The organism is Pseudomonas sp. FG47, from assembly GCF_057809115.1.
In genome coordinates this window covers 66,628-83,292 of sequence record NZ_JBMDJI010000003.1, presented here as the reverse complement: position 1 = coordinate 83,292, position 16,665 = coordinate 66,628, and the positions used below count along the sequence as shown (strand labels likewise).

The following is a 16,665-nucleotide window of genomic DNA, read 5'->3' as shown; positions in this document are numbered from 1 at the left end:
GGCCTGTCACGTCCCGCTAACGCCCCAGTGGCAAGGCCACGCCGATTACCGCGAACAATCCCCCGCAACAACGGTTGAAACCCCGGCCACCCTTGGCCAGCCACGGGCGAATGCGAAACGCCAGGCGCGCCAGCAGGTATTCGACCAGGCACTCGACGCTGGCGAAGGTCGCCGCCATCACCACGAACTGCATCAGCAAGCCACGCTGCGGGTCGATGAACTGAGGCAGGAAGGCGCCGTAGAACAACAGCACCTTGGGGTTGGCCATGGCGGACAGGCAGCCCTGGCGGAACAGCCCGGCATTGTTCAACCGGGCGTTGCCTTGGGGCTGCTCCAGGTGCAGCGCCGGGCTGCGCCACAACTGGATGCCCAGCCACAGCAGATAGGCCCCGCCCAGCCACTTGAGCACGCTCAGCAGCGAGGCAGAGGCTTGCAGCAAGGCACTCAAGCCGAACATGGTCAGCGCGATCAGGGCACTGAAGCCGAACACCCCGCCGAGAATGGTGAACAGCGTACGCCGGGCACCGTATAGCGCGCCGTGGGTCAGGGCCAGCAGGCTGTTGGGGCCTGGGGTCAGCGACAGGCCAATGCTGGCGAGCAGGTAGATGAGCCAGGTGTCGAGTGCCATGCCTAGGTACCTTTGACGAATTCAGGGCGCCAGTGTAGGGCACGGCGTTGCAACGGACGGGTATTATCTAGACATTCAAAGGTTTTATCTGGACATCCTGATGACTCCCGACCTACGCTTGCTGATTCTGCCCTTGCCAACGTTCGCGCTACTGCCCTTTGGCGGTTTTCTCGACAAATTGCGGTTCTCGGCCGATGACGAGGACTACAGCCGCCAACGCTACTGCAGTTGGCGTATCCTCGGGCTCGATTCCACCCCGGTGGAGTCGAGCAGTGGCGCGGTGGTGCAGGTGGATCTGACCGCGCAGCAGCTGGACTGGGGCGACTTCGATTACCTGGTGCTGTTCGGTGGGCGCAATGCCGCGCACACCGCGGCGCTGGCCCCGCGCTACAAACCCTTGCTGCGCCAGGCGGTGAAGGCGGGAGTGAAGCTGGTGAGCATCGACAATGCGGCGTTCCTGCTGGCCGCCTGCGGTTTGCTGGATGGGCACAAGGTGGTGCTGCACTGGCGCCACGAGGCCGAGTTTCGCGCGTCGTTCCCACAGCTACAGGTGCTGACCGAGCAGTTGTACTGCTTCGATGGCGCCCGCATCAGCTGTGCCGGCGGCACCGCCGCCATCGACCTGGCCGTGGCCTTGATCGCCCAGGCCAGCGGCCGGGCCAGGGCGCTCAAGGGCCTGGCCGACATGCTGGTGGACGAGAGCCGCGACAGCCGCCATGCCCTGCGTTCGCTGGAGGCTGGGCCCGAGCAGGCGCGCGCGGTGCAACGGGCGAGCGCGCTGATGCGCCATCACCTGGCGGCGCCAGTGGCCATCGAGGCCTTGGCCGCGGAGCTGGGTATCAGCAGGCGCCAGCTCGACCGCCAATTCCAGGCCTGCCATGGCATGAGCGCCAAGGCCTGGTGGCTGGAGATGCGCTTGCAGCAGGCGCGCTGGCGGCTGCTCAACTCCAGCCACAGCCTGGCGCAGATCGCCGATGAAGTGGGCATGGGCGACGCCAGTTACCTGGGCAAGTGGGTGCGGCGGCGCTTTGGTTGCACGGCGCAGGCGTTGCGCAGGACGTGAGATCGTGGGGCGTTGGCAGTGTGCGCCTCCATGGGCCGCTCCAACAGGGGGCGTGCATGGCAGGCGGATCTTTCGTGCCTTACTGCGGCGTACCGAACATCCCCGTCCAGTAGATGCCGGCGTCGCTCTTCGGGTCCACGGCATAGGCCGCGCCCAGTTCACGGAAGTCCGGGTTCATCAGGGTGGCGCAATGCCCAGGGCTGGCCAGCCAGCCATCGACCACCTTGCGCGCGGTATCGCGCCCGGCGGCGATGTTCTCGCCAATCTGCCGATACAGGTAGCCGGCCAGCTCCGCGCGGTCGCCCGGGGTGCGGCCCTCGCGGTCGATATGGTCGAAGAAGTTCTGGTTGGCCATGTTGCGCGTGTGGGTGGCGGCGACCCCGGCCAGGGTCGTGCTCCAGGTCAGGGCCGGGGCGGCAGGGTAGGGCTGGCCGCCGCACTGGCGTGGCAGGTTGCGCGCGGCGTTGACTTCCTGCAGCAGCTTCTGACCTTCGGCCTGCCAGTCGCCCAGGCGGCCGCTGAGCAGCGGCCGGGCCAGGACGATGCGCCAGTCGCGGCCTTCCTGGCTGACGCCGATATCGACGAACTGTGGGTCGAGCACCACCTGGCAGAAGCTTTCCTCGACGGCCTTCATCGCCGCCTTGGCGTCGCGCGGGCCGGACAGGCTGATGGCTTGCACGTTGACCATTGGGTAGGCGGCGCGGGTCATGGCCTGCTGCAGGTCGCGGGTGCCTTCCGGCGACAGCGCCAGGCGCGTGTCGCTGTTGAGTGGCGGCAGTTCCAGCGAGGCTTCGCCAGCGCAACGCTGGGCCTGGCTGCGGTAACTGTTGATCGTATCGATCAGTTGCGCTTCTTCGCCGGTGAAGGCCTGGGCGCCGCCGCTGGCGAGCAGGCCCAGCGTCAGGCCGAAGAGGCAGGCAACGGATGGGACGCGCATGTGGATCTCCCTGTAACTGGCAGCGTCGGGTCTGCGCTGCTCATCCTACACAAGCGCGCGGCGTTTGGCCCGGCGTTGTGCGATGGGTGAAAACGCTCGGCAATCGATTGCGAGCGGCAAAAGAGGGAGTAGACCTTGGGTATTTGGGAAAGTGCGATTTACCCATGGCTCAACGTGCCAACGCCGGGTTCGGCCGGTAGAACAGGAAGTGCCGGGTTTCGGCGGTCTTGTGGTAGGCCTTGGCCCAATCGGGCTTGACGTTGCGGTCATGGAAATACAACGCGCCGCCGGTGGGGTCCGCGAGCTGCTGGTTGAGCGCCTTGCGCGCGATTTCCTTGGCCACGGCATAACGCTCGGCCTCTTCCACCTGGTCGGGGCGCCCGTCGCACCACCAGGAAAACTGGCAGCTCTTGCTTTCCACGCCTTGCTTGACCACCGCGCAGATGCTGTCGGGGAAGCCATCGTGCCCCACGCGGTTGAGCACCACGCTGGCCACGGCGCGCATGTCCTGGTCATCGGCGCCCTTGGCTTCCCAATAGAGGGTGCGGGCCAGACAGGTGATGCTGTCGTCCAGCGGTGCCTGGCCTGCCGGGTCGACGGCCTGTACTTCGCTGCGCTTGAGGGTTTCCTGTGGTTTTGGCGGTGCTGCGTCCTCGACCACTTTGTTCTCGAGCACTTGCGCCTTGTCTTCGGCGATCGCTGCCGTTGGGCTGTCGGCGGCGTGGAGCAACGGGCTGGCGAGCAGGGACAGGCTGAACAGGATCCAGGCAGGGGGCATGGTCGAGCTTCCTTGGGGAGGGCTGAGCTGAGTCTAGCCAAACGGCATCAACCCAGCGCCAGGCTCAGCACCAACGGCAGCGTCGCGGCGGCAAGGACGGTCTGCAAAGCGATGATGGTCGCCATCAGCGGCGCGTTGCCGCCCATCTGCCGGGCCATCACATAGGACGACGAGGCGGTGGGCAGCGCCTGGAACAGCACCGCCACCACCGCCGCCTGGCCGCCCAGGCCGAGCAGGCGGCACAGGCCCCAGGTGGTCAGCGGCATGACCAGAAACTTGAACAGCGAGGCCGCCAGCAGTGGCTTGACCTGTTGGCCCAGACGCGCGCCGCCCAAGGCTGCGCCGACACACAGCAAGCCCAGCGGCAATGCGGCCTGGCCCAGGGCCTTGACGGTCGGCTCCAGCCCCGTTGGCAGACCCAGGCCGCTGATTCGCAGCAGCAGGCCGCCGGCGCAGCCGACGATCAGCGGATTGGCGAAGATCGCCCTGAGTACCGTGGCCGGCGAGCTGTGGCGGGCGCTGAATCGGGCGAACACCAGCACGCAGAGCAGGTTCACCAAGGGCACGATGGCGGCGTTGGCCACCGCCGCCAAGGCGATCCCGGCGCTGCCGTAGAGGCCGGCGGCAAGGGTGGCGCCGATATAGTTGTTGAAGCGCACGCCGCCCTGGAACACCGAGGTGAAATCGGCGCCGTCGTGGCTTGCCGCGCCCTGGTAGAGCACCAGCAACAGGGCACCGAGCAGGGTCGAGAGCATCAGCACGCCGACCATGCCCAGTACTGGCACGCCGTCGAGGTTGGCGCTGGCCAGGCCATGCAGGAACAGAGCAGGCAACAGCACGTAGTAGCTCAAGCGCTCGGCGCCGGGCCAGAAACTCTCGGCGACAAAGCCACGGACCCGCAGCCAGGCGCCCAGGGCAATGAGCAGGATGATCGGGACCAGGGTGGTCAGCAGCAGGTGGAGCATGGCGGGCGGTCCGTGAACGGGTACCGGCACAGGGTAGCGGAGGGAAGTGCACAGAAAAAACGGTGTTTTCTGCAGTGACCATTGAGAAAAACTGCATTGTCGCTGGGGCCGCGTTGCGCCCTTTTCGCCGCCATGCCGGCTCCTGCAGGCACCGCGTGCTGGCGAAAGAGCCGCTAGGCCTCCAGTGCCGTTTTCAGCACCGCGCTCAAATGCCGGCGCTGGCTCTTCTCGTGCTCGAGCAGCACCATGCGCCGGGTCAGTTGCGGCTCGCCGAAGGGCAGCACGCTGGCCGCCGGCAGGCGGGTCAGGTCGTCGTCGCTCATGGGGATGATCGCCACCCCCAGGCCCATGGCCGCCATGCGCGCCAGGGCTTCCTGGCTGTCCAGTTCCATCTGCTCGCTGACTTGCAGGCGCTGGCGGCGCAGCTCCTGCTCGATCTGCCGACCGGCCCAGGCGCGCTTGTCGAAGCGCAGGAACGGCTGGCTGGCGAGCAACGCGGGCAGGCTTTGCCCTGCCAGCTCGGCGCTGGCGATGGCCCAGAAGCGGTCTTCGAACAAGGGCACATAGTGCAGGCACTGCGGATAGGGGCTGACCGGCTCGGTGGTGATGGCCGCGTCCAGCTCGCCATCCTCGACCCGCCGGGCCAGCTCCGCCGACATGCCGGAGACCACGCTGACATGCAATTGCGGGTGGTGGGCCTTGATCCACACCAGCGCCCGTGGCAGGCGCCGGGCCAGCACTGTGTGGATGGCGCCGATGCGCAGCCGACCGCGTAGACCCGGGCCGCTGGCCAGGGTGTCGGCCAGTTCGTCGTAGGCGGCTAGAATCCCCTCGGCGCGTGCCACGGCCAACTGGCCGGCCTCGGTGAGCACCACTTGCCGACGGCTGCGGTCGAACAAGGCCACCTGCAGTTCGTCCTCGAGGGTCTTGATATGCAGGCTCACGGCTGACGGGGTCAGGCTCAGCAGGTCGGCGGCACGGGCGAAGGTGCCGTGGCGGGCGATGGTGACCAGGGTACGCAGGGCTTTGAGGGACACGCGGGGCAGGCTCCGGTGGGTGGCATGGCGGACACCATACGCGAATACCTCGCTCAGCGCCTGGGCTGCCCGTAAGCCTGGCTGATGCGGTCGATGACCATGGCCAGGGCGACGATCGCCAGGCCCGCCTCGACGCCCTGGCCGACATTGAGGGTCTGGATCCCGGCCAGCACGTCTTCACCCAGCCCACGGGCGCCGATCATCGAGGCCACCACCACCATCGACAGGGCCATCATCACCGACTGGTTGAGCCCGGCCATGATGCTCGGCAGCGCCAGGGGCAGGGCGATGCGCCACAGCCGCTGCCAGCGCCCGGCGCCCAGGCCATGGGCGGCCTGCAGCAGCGACGGGTCGACCTGCGCCAGGCCCAGCTGGGTCAGGCGCACCAGCGGCGGCAGGGCGTAGATCAAGGTGGCGAACACCGCCGGCACCTTGCCCAGGCCGAACAGCATAAGCACCGGGATCAGGTAGACGAAGGCCGGCAGCGTCTGCATCACGTCGAGCACCGGCAGCAGCAGGCGCCGGGCCAGCGGGCGGGTGGCCAGGAGGATGCCCAGCGGCACGCCGAGCAGCACGCACAGAGCAGTGCTCACCAGCACCAGGGCCAGGGTCTGCAACAGCTTGTCCCACAGCCCCAGCACGCCGATCAGCGTCAGCAGCGCGGTCAGCCCCAGGGCCCTGGCCAGGCTGCGGCTGGCGTGCCAGGCGAGCAGGCCTATCAGCAGCAACAGCAGCCACCAGGGCAAGGCGCGCAGCAGATTCTCCAAGGCCAACAGCAGCTGCAGCAAATGATCGGAGACGCTGCGCAGGTGGTCGCCGTAGTGCAGCACCAGCCAATCGACCAGGTGGTTGACCGACGGCGCGAACGAGAACTGCAAGGCTTCGGGAAAGCCGCCGCTCACAGACCGGCCTCGACCTTGGCCGCGTTTTTGGCCGGCAGCCAGGCCTTCCAGACCTGCGGGTTGTCGCGCAGGAAGGCGATGGCCGCTTCACGCGGTTTTTGCCGGGTTTCGCTCATGTGGGCCAGGGCCTTGTTCAGGGTGGCGATAGGCAAGTCGACCTTTTCGAATACCGCCACCAGCTGCGGGTAGTTGTCGCGAAACGCCTTCGACACGCCGATGGACAGTTTGGCCGGCAGTGAGCGGCTGCCCCGGGGCTTGGGGTTGGCGGCATCGGTCAGGGTGGCCCAGGCGTCGGCGTCGAACGGCGGCTCTTCAAGCCGAACCAGATCGTAGCGGCCCATCAGCGGCGTAGGGCTCCAGTAATAGAACAGCACCGGCTGGCCGCGGCGAATGGCCGAGGCGATCTCGGCGTCGAGGGCGGCGCCGGAGCCGCTGCGAAAGTTGTTGTATAGCCCGTCCAGGCCATAGGCCTTGAGCTTCTGGCTGTTGACGGTCTCGGAGGTCCAGCCGCTGGGGCTGTTGAGAAAACGGCCCTTGCCGGGGGCTTCGGGGTCCTTGAACACCTCGGGGTAACGCTTGAGGTCAGCGACGCTGCGCAGCTCGGGGGCCAACGGCTTGAGATTGCGCGCCGGGTCGCCCTTGATCACGTAGGCCGGCACCCACCAGCCTTCCTCGGCGTTCTTGACCGTATCGCCCAGGGCGAATACCTGGCCGGCCCGTTCGGCCTTGACCCAGGCGGGGCTGCGCCCGGCCCACTCTTCGGCGATCACCTGCAGGTCGTTGCGTGCCAAGGCGACCTCCATGCTGACGGTGCTGCCGGGGAGGGCATCGGTAGGCAGTTCATAGCCATGCTCGACGATCAGGCGCAGGATTTCGGTGGTCAGTGCACCGCTTTCCCAGCCGATGGCGCCGAAATGGATGGGGGCGGGTTGCTCAGCGGACGCCGCGCTGTCGGTGCTGGCCAGGCCGATGGCGAGGAGCAGGCCGGCCAGTAAGGTGGGGAATTTTTTCATCGGGGCCTCGTCGGTTGCCGGTCCTTGGGTTCCGGCAGAAGTGTAGACGACGAGGGTTTTGCGCTATGGCCGATGGGCTGCGGGGTGTCTGGCGATAGCCTTGTAGCGCCTATCAAAGCGAGCGCCGCCCGCGCGGTGCTGGGTCTGACAGGCACTGCAACTCTAAAGGCTCAAACGCGGAACTGATCCATCAGTCCCTGCTGCTGGTTGGCCAGGCTGTTCAGCGACTGGCTGACCCGCGCCGATTCGTTGGCCTGGCCGCTCAGCGACTCGGTGACGTCACGGATGGTGGCGACGTTGCTGTTGATCTCCTCGGCCACCGCGCTTTGCTCCTCGGCGGCGCTGGCGATCTGCAGGTTCATGTCGGTGATCACCGTCACCGCCTGGCCGATGCGCTGCAACGCGCTGACGGCCTGGCCGACCTGCTCGACGCCGCCTTGGGCCTGACGATGGCTGCTGTCCATGGCGCCGACCACTTCCTGGGTGCCGGCCTGCAGGGCCTCGATCACCTGGCGGGTCTCCTCCACCGACTCCTGGGTGCGGCGCGCCAGGTTGCGCACTTCGTCGGCGACCACGGCGAAGCCGCGCCCGGCCTCGCCAGCACGGGCGGCTTCGATGGCGGCGTTGAGCGCCAGCAGGTTGGTCTGCTCGGCGATCGAGCGGATCACCTCGAGCACCGAACCGATCTTCTCGCTGTTGTGCGCCAGGCCTTCGACCTGGGCCATGGCGCTGCTCATGTCGGCGGCCAGGGTGTCGATGCTGGTGGTGGTGCGGTCGATCACCGCCAGGCCTTCGCGGGTGGCCTGGTCGGCTTCGCGGGCGGCCTGGGCGGCCTGGGCCGCGCTGCGGGCGACGTCCTGGGCGGTGGCGCTCATCTCGTGGGAGGCGGTGGCCACCTGGTCGACCTGGCGGTACTGCTGCTCCATGCCGGCGCTGGTCTGGGCGGCAATCGCGGCGGACTGATCGGCGGTGCCGCGGGCGGCTTGCACCGAGCGCTTCACTTCGGCGATGGTCGGTTGCAGCTTGTCGAGGAAGCGGTTGAACCAGCCCGCCAACTCGCCCAGTTCATCGCGCTTGTCGTATTGCAGGCGGCGGGTCAGGTCGCCTTCGCCGCTGGCGATGTCCTTGAGCATGGCGGCCACGCCGAGGATCGGCCGGGTCACGCCGCGGGCCATCAGCCAGACCAGCAGCAGGCCGGCAATGGCGGCGGCCAGGCCCAGGCCGAGTTCGAGCAGGGTGCCGCTGGTATTGAGGGTGTCGAGTTCCTGCTTGAGGGCTTCGGCCGGGCCGGTGAGGGCATTTTCCGGTACATCCAGCAGCACGCCCCAGGGCTTGCCGCCGGGGATCGGCTCAAAGGCGGCCAGCACTTTCAGGCGTTGCTGGTCGTGAAGGATTTGCAACTTGCCGTCGGCGAGCTTGCGCACCAGTTCGCCGCCCTGGGTCTGGTCGACCTGGTCGAAACGCTTGGCCAGCAGGCCGGCGTCGGCGCTGTAGCCGGCCAGCAGGCCGACCGGGCTGAGAATGCCGACCGTGGTGCGGCCTTCGTAGAGGCTGCGGCTGGCGGCCTGGCTCAGGGCCTGCAGGCTGTTGAGGTTGATGTCGATGGACAAGGTGGCGATCACCTTGCCGTTGGCCTTGAGCGGGAACACGATGCTGGTCATCAGCACGCGCTGGCCGTCGATGTCATAGAAGTACGGCTCGACCACGCACACCGCGCCGCTGCTGCGCGGACACACCCACCAGGTATTGGCCGGCTGGCCGCTGGGGCCGATCTCGGTATTGGCCATGTCATGCTCGGGCAGGGCCATCGAGGTCAGCTGGCCGGCGCGCGGTTGCGACCAGTACAGGGCGAAACGCCCGGTTTCGTTGCTGCCCAGCTCGCTCTGCCCGGCGAACAACTTGTCCTTGGCGTCCAGCGCGCCTGGTTCGAACACCAGCGACAGGCCCAGCAGGTCGGGGTTGGCCTGCAAGGCCGCACGCACCTGGGCGGTCATGTCCTGGCGCAGGTCGTAGGCGTCGAGGAAGCGTTTTTCCGCCTGCTCGCGCAGGAACAGCACCTGGCGAGCGAAGCCGGCGCCGTACTGGTAGGCGTCCATGAACTGGCGGCGGATGTTCAGGGCCTGTACTTCGCCCTGGGACTCGATGCGCGACTGGGCCGCTTCGGTGAGCATCTGCATGCTGCTGGCCTTGACCAGGTCCGAACTGTGGTCCATGCGGTACAGCGAAAGGCCGACGAGCAGGGTGACGATGGCGGCCAGGCACAGGCCCGCCAGCAGGGTGATCTTCCATTGGATGGAGAGTTGTCGCAGCAAAGGCATGGGGAAAATCCCTTGTAATAGGTTTGATGCTGCCGACTGTGTCGGCGCTTGTGGTTTTTTCTTTATTCAAACGTTCAATTAAAACCGTACGACCTTCGTCTATTCCCACGCCTACCAAAGAAAGGTACGGCTTTGACATCGTCCCTTTCGTGCATCAGAGTGTGCGCCCTTCAGACAAGATCCTTTAGCTTCGGCCTCTGCCTTAGGCAGCATGTCGCCGCAAGTCACGCTTTTTCTGTTTGTTTCTTGAGGTTCGTACACGAATGAATGCAGTAATCGTCGCGGTAGGGCTCATGCTGGTCCTGAGCCTATGCCGCGTGCATGTCGTCATCGCATTGATTGCTGGCGCGTTTGCCGGTGGGATGATTGGCGGGTTAGGGATCGAGGGGACGATCAAAGCCTTCAACGGGGGGTTGGGTGGCGGTGCCACGGTAGCATTGTCCTACGCCTTGCTCGGGGCCTTCGCCGTGGCCATCGCCAAATCGGGGCTGGCGCATGCGCTTTCCGATCAGGCCCTGTCGCTGATCAATGGACGGCGAAAGGGTGACGTGCGGGAAGTGAAGTGGGTGTTGGTGTTGCTGATCCTGGTGGTTGCGGTTTGCTCACAGAACCTGATCCCGATTCACATCGCGTTCATTCCTTTATTGCTGCCGCCACTGCTTTATGTGCTGACGCGCCTGCGTATCGACCGACGGCTGATTGCCTGTGTGATCACCTTCGGCCTGATCACGCCCTATATGTTCCTGCCGGTGGGGTTCGGCAACATCTTCCTCAATGAAATCCTGCTGGCCAATGTCAGCCGCGCGGGGGTCGATGTCAGTGAGGTGAATGTCACCAAGGCCATGGCGATTCCCGCTGCCGGCTTGCTGTTCGGGCTCGTGGTCGCGGTGTTCTTCACCTACCGGAAGAAACGCGACTACGACCTGGCGCGTATCGAGCAGGTCGAACAGGTCGGTATTCAGTACACGGCGCGAACATTACTGGTGGCGGCATTGGCGATTGTCGTGGCCTTCGTTGTCCAGCTATGGCTGGGCTCGCTGATCCTCGGCTCGCTAGTGGGCTTTGTGTTGTTCTCGCTGTCAGGCATCGTGCGCTGGAGGGAAACTGACGACCTGTTCACCGAAGGGATGAAGATGATGGCGATGATCGGCTTCATCATGATCACCGCTTCTGGTTTCGCCGAAGTCATGAAGGCGACAGGCGACGTGAACAGCCTGGTGGAGGACGCCGCTCAGTGGATCGGCCACAGCAAAGGCGTCGGTGCGCTGATGATGTTGCTGGTGGGGCTGCTGGTGACCATGGGTATCGGCTCGTCGTTCTCCACCGTGCCGATCCTGGCGGCGATCTTCGTGCCGCTGTGCTTGCAGTTGGGCTTCGACCCACTGGCCACCGTGTGTATCGTCGGCACCGCCGGGGCCCTGGGCGACGCAGGCTCGCCGGCTTCGGACTCGACCTTGGGGCCGACCTCGGGGCTGAACGTGGATGGCCAGCACCACCATATCTGGGACACGGTGGTGCCGACGTTCATTCACTACAACCTGCCATTGCTGGCGTTTGGCTGGTTGGCGGCGATGTCGCTGTAAGGCTTCGCGCCGCTCCTGCAGGCAACCGCGCGCCCTGCAGGCTGGTGCCTACAACGTGCTGGATGCCGCGCGGCCGGGCGGCGCTTTGATGTGGTTGAGCACGGTGCTGCCATCCTTGCTGCGGGTGAGGTAGACCGGCAGCACCTTGGGCAGGGTATCGACCAGGCGCTCGACCTCGGCGGTGTTGTAGATACCGCTGATGCGAATATTGCCGGTGCTCTCGTCGGCCAGCCGCAAGGGCTGCTCGAGGTAGCGATTGATCACCGGCAGGGCCTGGGCCAGGCTCAGGTTGTCGAGCACCAGCTTGCCCTTGCGCCAGGCCAGGCTGTTGCCGTAGTCGTCGCTCTGGTTGAGTTCAGGCTCGAAATCGCCCTGGCGGTAGCTGGCCTGCATGCCCGGGCCCAGGCGGTAACCGCCGTTGTGGCCATCGCTGCTGACCAGCACCGAGCCTTCCACCAGGGTGACCTTGACCTGGTCCTGGTACTTCCACACGTTGAACTGGGTCCCGGTGACCCGGGTCTGGCCGTTGGCGGCCCGAACGATGAACGGATGGTTGGCGTCGTGGCTGACCCTGAAGAACGCCTCGCCCTTGACCAGGGTCACGCGGCGTTCGTCCTTGAAGTTCAAAAAGCGCAATTCGCTGTTGAGGTTCAGCTCGACCCGGCTGCCATCGCTCAGATGCACCTGTTGGCGTTGCTGGGTGGCCTCGAAGTGCTGGTAGCTGTTGGGCAACCAACCTTGTTCCCAGCCGATCCAGCCGGCCAGTGGCAGGGCCAGCAGGGTGACGGCCGCCGCCGTGGCCAGTGGCTGCCAACGGCGCGCACTCCACCGGGGCGCAAGGCGTGGTGTGAGTTCGACCACCTGGGCGCTGCGGGGGAGCAAATCGGCGGTTTGCCAGATCTCCAGCATCGCCTGGTATTCCTCGGCGTGCCGTGGGTCGGCCGCGCGCCACTGCGCGAAAGCGCGCTGTTCGGCCGCCGTGCAATCTTCGGCGTGCAGGCGCATGCACCAGTGCGCGGCGGCATCGGTGATGGCATCGTCTTCGCTGGGGATGTGGCGGTCGTGGTTCATTGCGGCTCCCGGTTTTGCGGCATTCTACCCTTGGCGTGGGGTTCCGAGAACGTGTTAATGGCGAATGACTATCAATTATGCTGAATTTCCCCGTATCTGAGGTTGGGTTGCATCCGTATTCGGTTGCCGTCGTGGCAATGCGTCCAATCTCCCGCCATCCCCTGATGAACCTTTCATGACAAAAGTTCGGTAGCAAAGCGCCATCCCCGTCAAAGCCATGGAAACGCAAAGGGCGTCGGGCCACCAGGCCAGGCACAGCGTAGGAGCGGGGCGATGGGATCTATGGAACGCTACACGAAAGTGGGAATGCAGGAGCTCGACCAACGCCTGGCGAAGATCGTCGAGGCCGCGCGCAAGCAGCCGGTGTCGGTGTACCGCTATGGCGCGCCCTGGGTCTGGATCGTTTCCCAGGAAGACTGGCAGGGTGCCCTGCGCGAGGTCGCCAGTTGCGTGCCTCCCGGGCACTCGCTGGCGCTGCTCAAACCCCGCATCGAGGCGCTGCTGGCCGAGCACCAGGGGCCATTGGCGATGCTCGCCGAGCAACAGGGCATGATCATCGCCCCCCACACCCTGATGCACGTGTTGCTGTTGCAACTGTTGTATTCGGTGCCCAGCGAAAAGCAGCTCTACGAGCAGCTCACCTACAACCTGCTGTTCCGCTGGTTCGCCGGCCTGGCGCTGAAATCGCGGGTGTGGAACTTCAGCCTGTTCAGCCATGACCTCGGCGTGCTGCTGGCCAGCCCCATGGCCGTGTCGCTGTTGCAGCGAATGGTCGACGAGGTGCTCGGTGCCAGCCTGCAGGCGATGCCCGAGTTCAGCCTCAACCTGGGCCTGCTGCACAGCTGGCTGGCACGTCACGACAACCACTAGAAACCAAACCAACTGCAGGCGCTCAAGGGGGCGGTGTGGAGCATTTTTTCTTCAAGCGATGCGGCGTTGGCGCAGGGGTGCTGCTGTGCCTGCTGTCGGCCACGGCGGTGGCCGAGGCACCGGCGGGTGCGCCTGAGCGGCGGGTCGAGATCAACGAATACGTGGTGCGCGGCAACACCGTGCTCGACGCCCAGGCCATCGAAGAGGCGGTGTACCCGTACTTAGGCCCGGACCGGACCCTGGCTGACCTGGAAGGCGCCCGCGAAGCCTTGCAGAAAAGCTACCAGGCCCGTGGCTACCAGTCTGTGTTCGTCGAGCTGCCGGAGCAGAAGGTCGAGGGCGGCATCGTCTACCTGAACGTGACCGAGACCAAGGTCGGGCGGGTACGCGTGGTCGGCGCCAAGCACTACTCGCCGGTGGAGATCCGCGAGCAGGTGCCGGCGCTGGAGGAGGGCAAGGTGCCTGATTTCGCCCAGGTCCAGGATGAACTGGCGAGCCTCAACCGTACCCCGGGCCGCCAGGTCATGCCGCTGGTGCGCGAAGGTCAGCGCCCCGGCACCATGGACGTCGACCTGCAGGTCGAGGACAAGCAGCCCTGGAGTTTGACCCTGGGCCTGAACAACGACCACAGCGCCGACACCGAGAAACTGCGCAGCATCGTCAGCCTCGGCTACAACAACCTCTGGCAGGCGGGCCACAGCGTTTCGCTGACCTGGTTCACCGCCCCAGAGGATCGCGACAACGCCGAGGTCTGGTCGGGCTCCTACGCCATGCCGCTGAGCGCACGCTGGACCTTGCAGTTCTCCGGCTACCAGTCCGACAGTGACGTGGCCACCGTGGGTGGCAGCAACGTGCTGGGCAAGGGGCATTCTTACGGCGTCTCGGCCATCTACAACTTGCCGGGCGTCGGCGCCTGGGCCCACGCCTTGTCGTTTGGCGTGGACTTCAAGGACTTCGACGAGCAGGTCGCCCTGGGCAACAGCCGCGACAAGGTACCGCTCAAGTACGCACCGATCACCCTGGGCTACAACGGCTACCGCTTTACCGAGCAGGACCAGCTGAGCCTGGGCCTGAACCTGGTGGCCGCCACCCGCAGCCTGTTCGGCTATGGCAGCGACGACCAGGCGTTCGACTACAAGCGCTTTCGCGCCGACTCCAGCTTCGCCCTGATCAAGGGCGACGGCAGCTATGGCTTCGACTTTGCCGGCAACTGGCAAAGCGCATCCAAGCTGGCCTTCCAGCTGGCCTCCGGGCCGCTGGTGTCGAACGAGCAGTTCGCCGCCGGTGGCGCCACGTCGGTGCGCGGTTACCTGGCCGCCGAGCGCACGGGTGACGATGGCGTGCTGTTCTCCCAGGAGCTGCGCACCCCCTCGATCGGTCGCTATGTCGGTAGCTACATCAGCGACTGGCGTTTCTACCTGTTCGCCGAAGGCGCGCAACTGCGCTTGCAGGACGCCCTGCCCGAACAGGACGACAGCTACAGCCTGGCCAGTGTCGGCATCGGCACCCGCGCCAGCCTCAACGACTGGTTGTCCGGCAGCCTCGACTGGGCCGTGCCGCTCAAGGACGGCCCCAACACCGACAAGAACGACCCGCGCGTGCACTTCAGCGTGCAGGCGACCTTCTGAGCTTTCGACCTAGTGAGCTTGCAACCTTCTGACCAGCATCGACCTGGAGACCTCTCATGCAACGCCTGATCTTGACCTTGCTGCTGTGCCTGGGCTTCGCCCTGCCAGGCAGCGCCAGCGCCTGGTGGCAGGACGACTGGATGTACCGCAAGCAGATTGCCGTGGACACCACGGCGCAAGGCGCCGACCTGACCCAGGCGCTGGGCCGCACGGCGCTGCTGGTGCGCCTGCACACCGGCAATTTCAGCTTCGACGGCGTCAGCGAGACCGGCGCTGATATCCGCTTCGTCAGTGCCGACGACAAGACCGTGCTCAACCACCACGTCGAGCAGTTCGACCCGCTGATGGGCATGGCGCTGATCTGGGTGGACGTGCCGCGCATCGAGGCTGGGCAGCGCCAGGAGCTGTGGATGTACTACGGCAACCCCAAGGCCCAGGCCGCCGCTGGCCAGCCGAGCTTCGACGCCGACTACACCGCGCTGTACCACTTCGACGGCGCCACGCCGCGCGATGCCAGCCCTTACGGCAATCCGCTGCAAGGGCCGACGGTCAGCGTCGATGGCGTGATTGGCCGGGCCATCCAGCTCGGCGGCCAGGCCTTGCAGTTGCCGCCCAGCGCTGCGCTGCAGCTGCCGGCCGGCGCGGCCTTCACCTTCAGCACCTGGGTGCGCCAGGACCAGGCGTTGGGCGAGCAACTGTTGCTGGCCCGGCGCGAGGCCGGGCATGGCCTGCTGCTGGGCCTGGCCCAGGGCGTGCCTTTCGTCGAGGTCGACGGCCAGCGTGCCAATGCCAACCAGGCGCTCAGCGCCGGGCAATGGCAACACCTGGCACTGGTGGGCGAGGGCGGCAACCTGAGCGTGCTGGTCGAGGGCCAGCCTGTCGCACGCCTGGCGGCCAGCCCTGCGGCCTTCAGTGGGGCAATCGGTATCGGCGGCGACCTGCCGCCAGCCGAGGGCGAGGCCGCCAGCTCCTATGCGCCCTTCGTCGGCGCCCTGGATGAGCTGCGCCTCTCTCGTGTCGCCCGCACCCTGGCCAGCCTGCAGGCCGATGTGCTGGCCCAGGGCGCCGAGTCGCGGCTAGTGGTGTACGGCGTCGACGAGGAACAGTCGGGCTTCGGCTTCGGCGGCCTGGGCTTCCTGCTCAAGGCGGTGCCGGTTGATGCCTGGGTGATCATCGCCATTCTGGTGCTGATGATGGTGCAGTCGTGGGTGATCATGCTGCGCAAGCAGCGCACACTGAACCGCGTCACGGCGGCCAACGCGCAGTTCCGTGAGCAGTTCGCCACGGTCGGCACGCGCCTGGAGCAGTTCGCCGACGATCGCGACCTGCAAGCGCGCCTGCATGACTCCTCGCTGTGGCGCCTGTACCTGGTGGCCGTGCAGGAAATTCGTACCCGCCGCGCCCAGGGCGCCGACACCACCGAGGTGTCGGCGGCCACCATCGAGGCGATCCGCTGCTCCATGGACGGCGTGCGCACCCGGGAGAACCAGGCGCTGTCGGCGAAGCTGTCGAGCCTGTCCAACGCCATTGCCGGCGGCCCGTACATCGGCCTGCTTGGTACCGTGCTGGGGATCATGGTGGTGTTCCTCGGCACCGCCATGGCCGGTGACGTCAACATCAACGCCATTGCCCCAGGCATGGCCGCCGCGCTGCTGGCCACTGCCATGGGCCTGTTCGTCGCCATCCCGGCGCTGTTCGGCTACAACCGCCTGACCACCCGCAACCGCGAAGTCAGCGCTGATATGCGGGTGTTCGTCGACGAGTTCATCACCCGTCTGGCCGAGCTACATGGCCAGGGGCAGGCAGGCGAAGCCGCGCAGCGCAGCAGCGCGCGTGGTATCAGCCCATCGGTTCCAGCGTGAGGGCGCAGCC

Annotated in this window: 13 protein-coding genes and 2 pseudogenes; 5 read left to right on the top strand and 10 right to left on the bottom strand. The window is 66.2% G+C overall.

Annotated features, from left to right (window positions below; genetic code table 11):
• Positions 1–16: 16 nt before the first annotated feature.
• Positions 17–628: a LysE family translocator gene (locus ACODS5_RS04630; RefSeq protein ID WP_134689633.1), complete on the bottom strand. Its 612-nt coding sequence runs from the start codon at positions 626–628 to the stop codon at positions 17–19.
• A gap of 100 nt (positions 629–728) precedes the next feature.
• Between ACODS5_RS04630 and ACODS5_RS04625 the strand changes: the two genes are divergently transcribed.
• The gene (locus ACODS5_RS04625) at positions 729–1,691 is read left to right on the top strand and encodes a GlxA family transcriptional regulator (protein WP_489108061.1); all 963 of its coding nucleotides are present in this window, start codon (positions 729–731) and stop codon (positions 1,689–1,691) included.
• Positions 1,692–1,770: 79 nt separating this feature from the next.
• On the opposite strand, the gene ACODS5_RS04620 is transcribed toward ACODS5_RS04625, so the two are convergent.
• From ACODS5_RS04620 to ACODS5_RS04585, 8 genes and pseudogenes are all read right to left on the bottom strand, one after another.
• Positions 1,771–2,628 (bottom strand): CAP domain-containing protein, encoded by an 858-nt coding sequence (locus ACODS5_RS04620; protein ID WP_134689631.1) that lies wholly within the window; start codon positions 2,626–2,628, stop codon positions 1,771–1,773.
• A gap of 169 nt (positions 2,629–2,797) precedes the next feature.
• Positions 2,798–3,406 (bottom strand): cell wall hydrolase, encoded by a 609-nt coding sequence (locus ACODS5_RS04615; RefSeq protein WP_134689630.1) that lies wholly within the window; start codon positions 3,404–3,406, stop codon positions 2,798–2,800.
• Between the two features lie 47 nt (positions 3,407–3,453).
• A complete protein-coding gene (locus tag ACODS5_RS04610) occupies positions 3,454–4,371 on the bottom strand; it encodes an AEC family transporter (RefSeq protein ID WP_134689629.1) in 918 nt (305 codons plus the stop codon).
• 173 nt (positions 4,372–4,544) lie between these two features.
• Positions 4,545–5,408 (bottom strand): LysR family transcriptional regulator, encoded by an 864-nt coding sequence (locus tag ACODS5_RS04605; protein ID WP_489108060.1) that lies wholly within the window; start codon positions 5,406–5,408, stop codon positions 4,545–4,547.
• A gap of 53 nt (positions 5,409–5,461) precedes the next feature.
• A complete protein-coding gene (locus tag ACODS5_RS04600) occupies positions 5,462–6,310 on the bottom strand; it encodes an ABC transporter permease (RefSeq protein WP_489108059.1) in 849 nt (282 codons plus the stop codon).
• A complete protein-coding gene (locus tag ACODS5_RS04595) occupies positions 6,307–7,323 on the bottom strand; it encodes an ABC transporter substrate-binding protein (RefSeq protein WP_489108058.1) in 1,017 nt (338 codons plus the stop codon). The genes ACODS5_RS04600 and ACODS5_RS04595 overlap by 4 nt, the downstream gene beginning before the upstream one ends.
• A gap of 170 nt (positions 7,324–7,493) precedes the next feature.
• Positions 7,494–8,006: pseudogene (locus tag ACODS5_RS04590) on the bottom strand (methyl-accepting chemotaxis protein); the annotation flags it as partial.
• A gap of 345 nt (positions 8,007–8,351) precedes the next feature.
• A pseudogene (locus tag ACODS5_RS04585) lies at positions 8,352–9,317 on the bottom strand (methyl-accepting chemotaxis protein); the annotation flags it as partial.
• 587 nt (positions 9,318–9,904) lie between these two features.
• Between ACODS5_RS04585 and ACODS5_RS04580 the strand changes: the two are divergent.
• Positions 9,905–11,224, top strand: a complete 1,320-nt coding sequence (locus tag ACODS5_RS04580) for a Na+/H+ antiporter family protein (RefSeq protein WP_489108057.1) — start codon at positions 9,905–9,907, stop codon at positions 11,222–11,224.
• A 48-nt stretch (positions 11,225–11,272) separates the two neighbouring features.
• Here the strand turns inward: ACODS5_RS04580 and ACODS5_RS04575 are convergent, their stop codons facing one another.
• On the bottom strand, positions 11,273–12,295 hold the full coding sequence (locus ACODS5_RS04575; protein ID WP_489108056.1) for a FecR family protein: 1,023 nt from the start codon (positions 12,293–12,295) through the stop codon (positions 11,273–11,275).
• Between the two features lie 273 nt (positions 12,296–12,568).
• Between ACODS5_RS04575 and ACODS5_RS04570 the strand changes: the two genes are divergently transcribed.
• From ACODS5_RS04570 to ACODS5_RS04560, 3 genes are read left to right on the top strand one after another with little or no spacing between them, the layout of a single operon-like run.
• On the top strand, positions 12,569–13,165 hold the full coding sequence (locus tag ACODS5_RS04570; RefSeq protein WP_489108055.1) for a transposase: 597 nt from the start codon (positions 12,569–12,571) through the stop codon (positions 13,163–13,165).
• Positions 13,166–13,200: 35 nt separating this feature from the next.
• Positions 13,201–14,793: a ShlB/FhaC/HecB family hemolysin secretion/activation protein gene (locus ACODS5_RS04565; RefSeq protein WP_134689621.1), complete on the top strand. Its 1,593-nt coding sequence runs from the start codon at positions 13,201–13,203 to the stop codon at positions 14,791–14,793.
• A gap of 56 nt (positions 14,794–14,849) precedes the next feature.
• Positions 14,850–16,655: a DUF2341 domain-containing protein gene (locus tag ACODS5_RS04560; RefSeq protein WP_489108054.1), complete on the top strand. Its 1,806-nt coding sequence runs from the start codon at positions 14,850–14,852 to the stop codon at positions 16,653–16,655.
• Positions 16,656–16,665 lie beyond the last annotated feature (10 nt).

What these genes read in the sequence shown, in the direction of transcription:
- ACODS5_RS04630 (WP_134689633.1), bottom strand. Translation starts at nt 628, where the DNA reads ATGGCACTCGACACCTGGCTCATCTACCTGCTCGCCAGCATTGGCCTG.
- ACODS5_RS04625 (WP_489108061.1), top strand. Translation starts at nt 729, where the DNA reads ATGACTCCCGACCTACGCTTGCTGATTCTGCCCTTGCCAACGTTCGCG.
- ACODS5_RS04620 (WP_134689631.1), bottom strand. Translation starts at nt 2,628, where the DNA reads ATGCGCGTCCCATCCGTTGCCTGCCTCTTCGGCCTGACGCTGGGCCTG.
- ACODS5_RS04615 (WP_134689630.1), bottom strand. Translation starts at nt 3,406, where the DNA reads ATGCCCCCTGCCTGGATCCTGTTCAGCCTGTCCCTGCTCGCCAGCCCG.
- ACODS5_RS04610 (WP_134689629.1), bottom strand. Translation starts at nt 4,371, where the DNA reads ATGCTCCACCTGCTGCTGACCACCCTGGTCCCGATCATCCTGCTCATT.
- ACODS5_RS04595 (WP_489108058.1), bottom strand. Translation starts at nt 7,323, where the DNA reads ATGAAAAAATTCCCCACCTTACTGGCCGGCCTGCTCCTCGCCATCGGC.
- ACODS5_RS04580 (WP_489108057.1), top strand. Translation starts at nt 9,905, where the DNA reads ATGAATGCAGTAATCGTCGCGGTAGGGCTCATGCTGGTCCTGAGCCTA.
- ACODS5_RS04575 (WP_489108056.1), bottom strand. Translation starts at nt 12,295, where the DNA reads ATGAACCACGACCGCCACATCCCCAGCGAAGACGATGCCATCACCGAT.
- ACODS5_RS04570 (WP_489108055.1), top strand. Translation starts at nt 12,569, where the DNA reads ATGGGATCTATGGAACGCTACACGAAAGTGGGAATGCAGGAGCTCGAC.
- ACODS5_RS04560 (WP_489108054.1), top strand. Translation starts at nt 14,850, where the DNA reads ATGCAACGCCTGATCTTGACCTTGCTGCTGTGCCTGGGCTTCGCCCTG.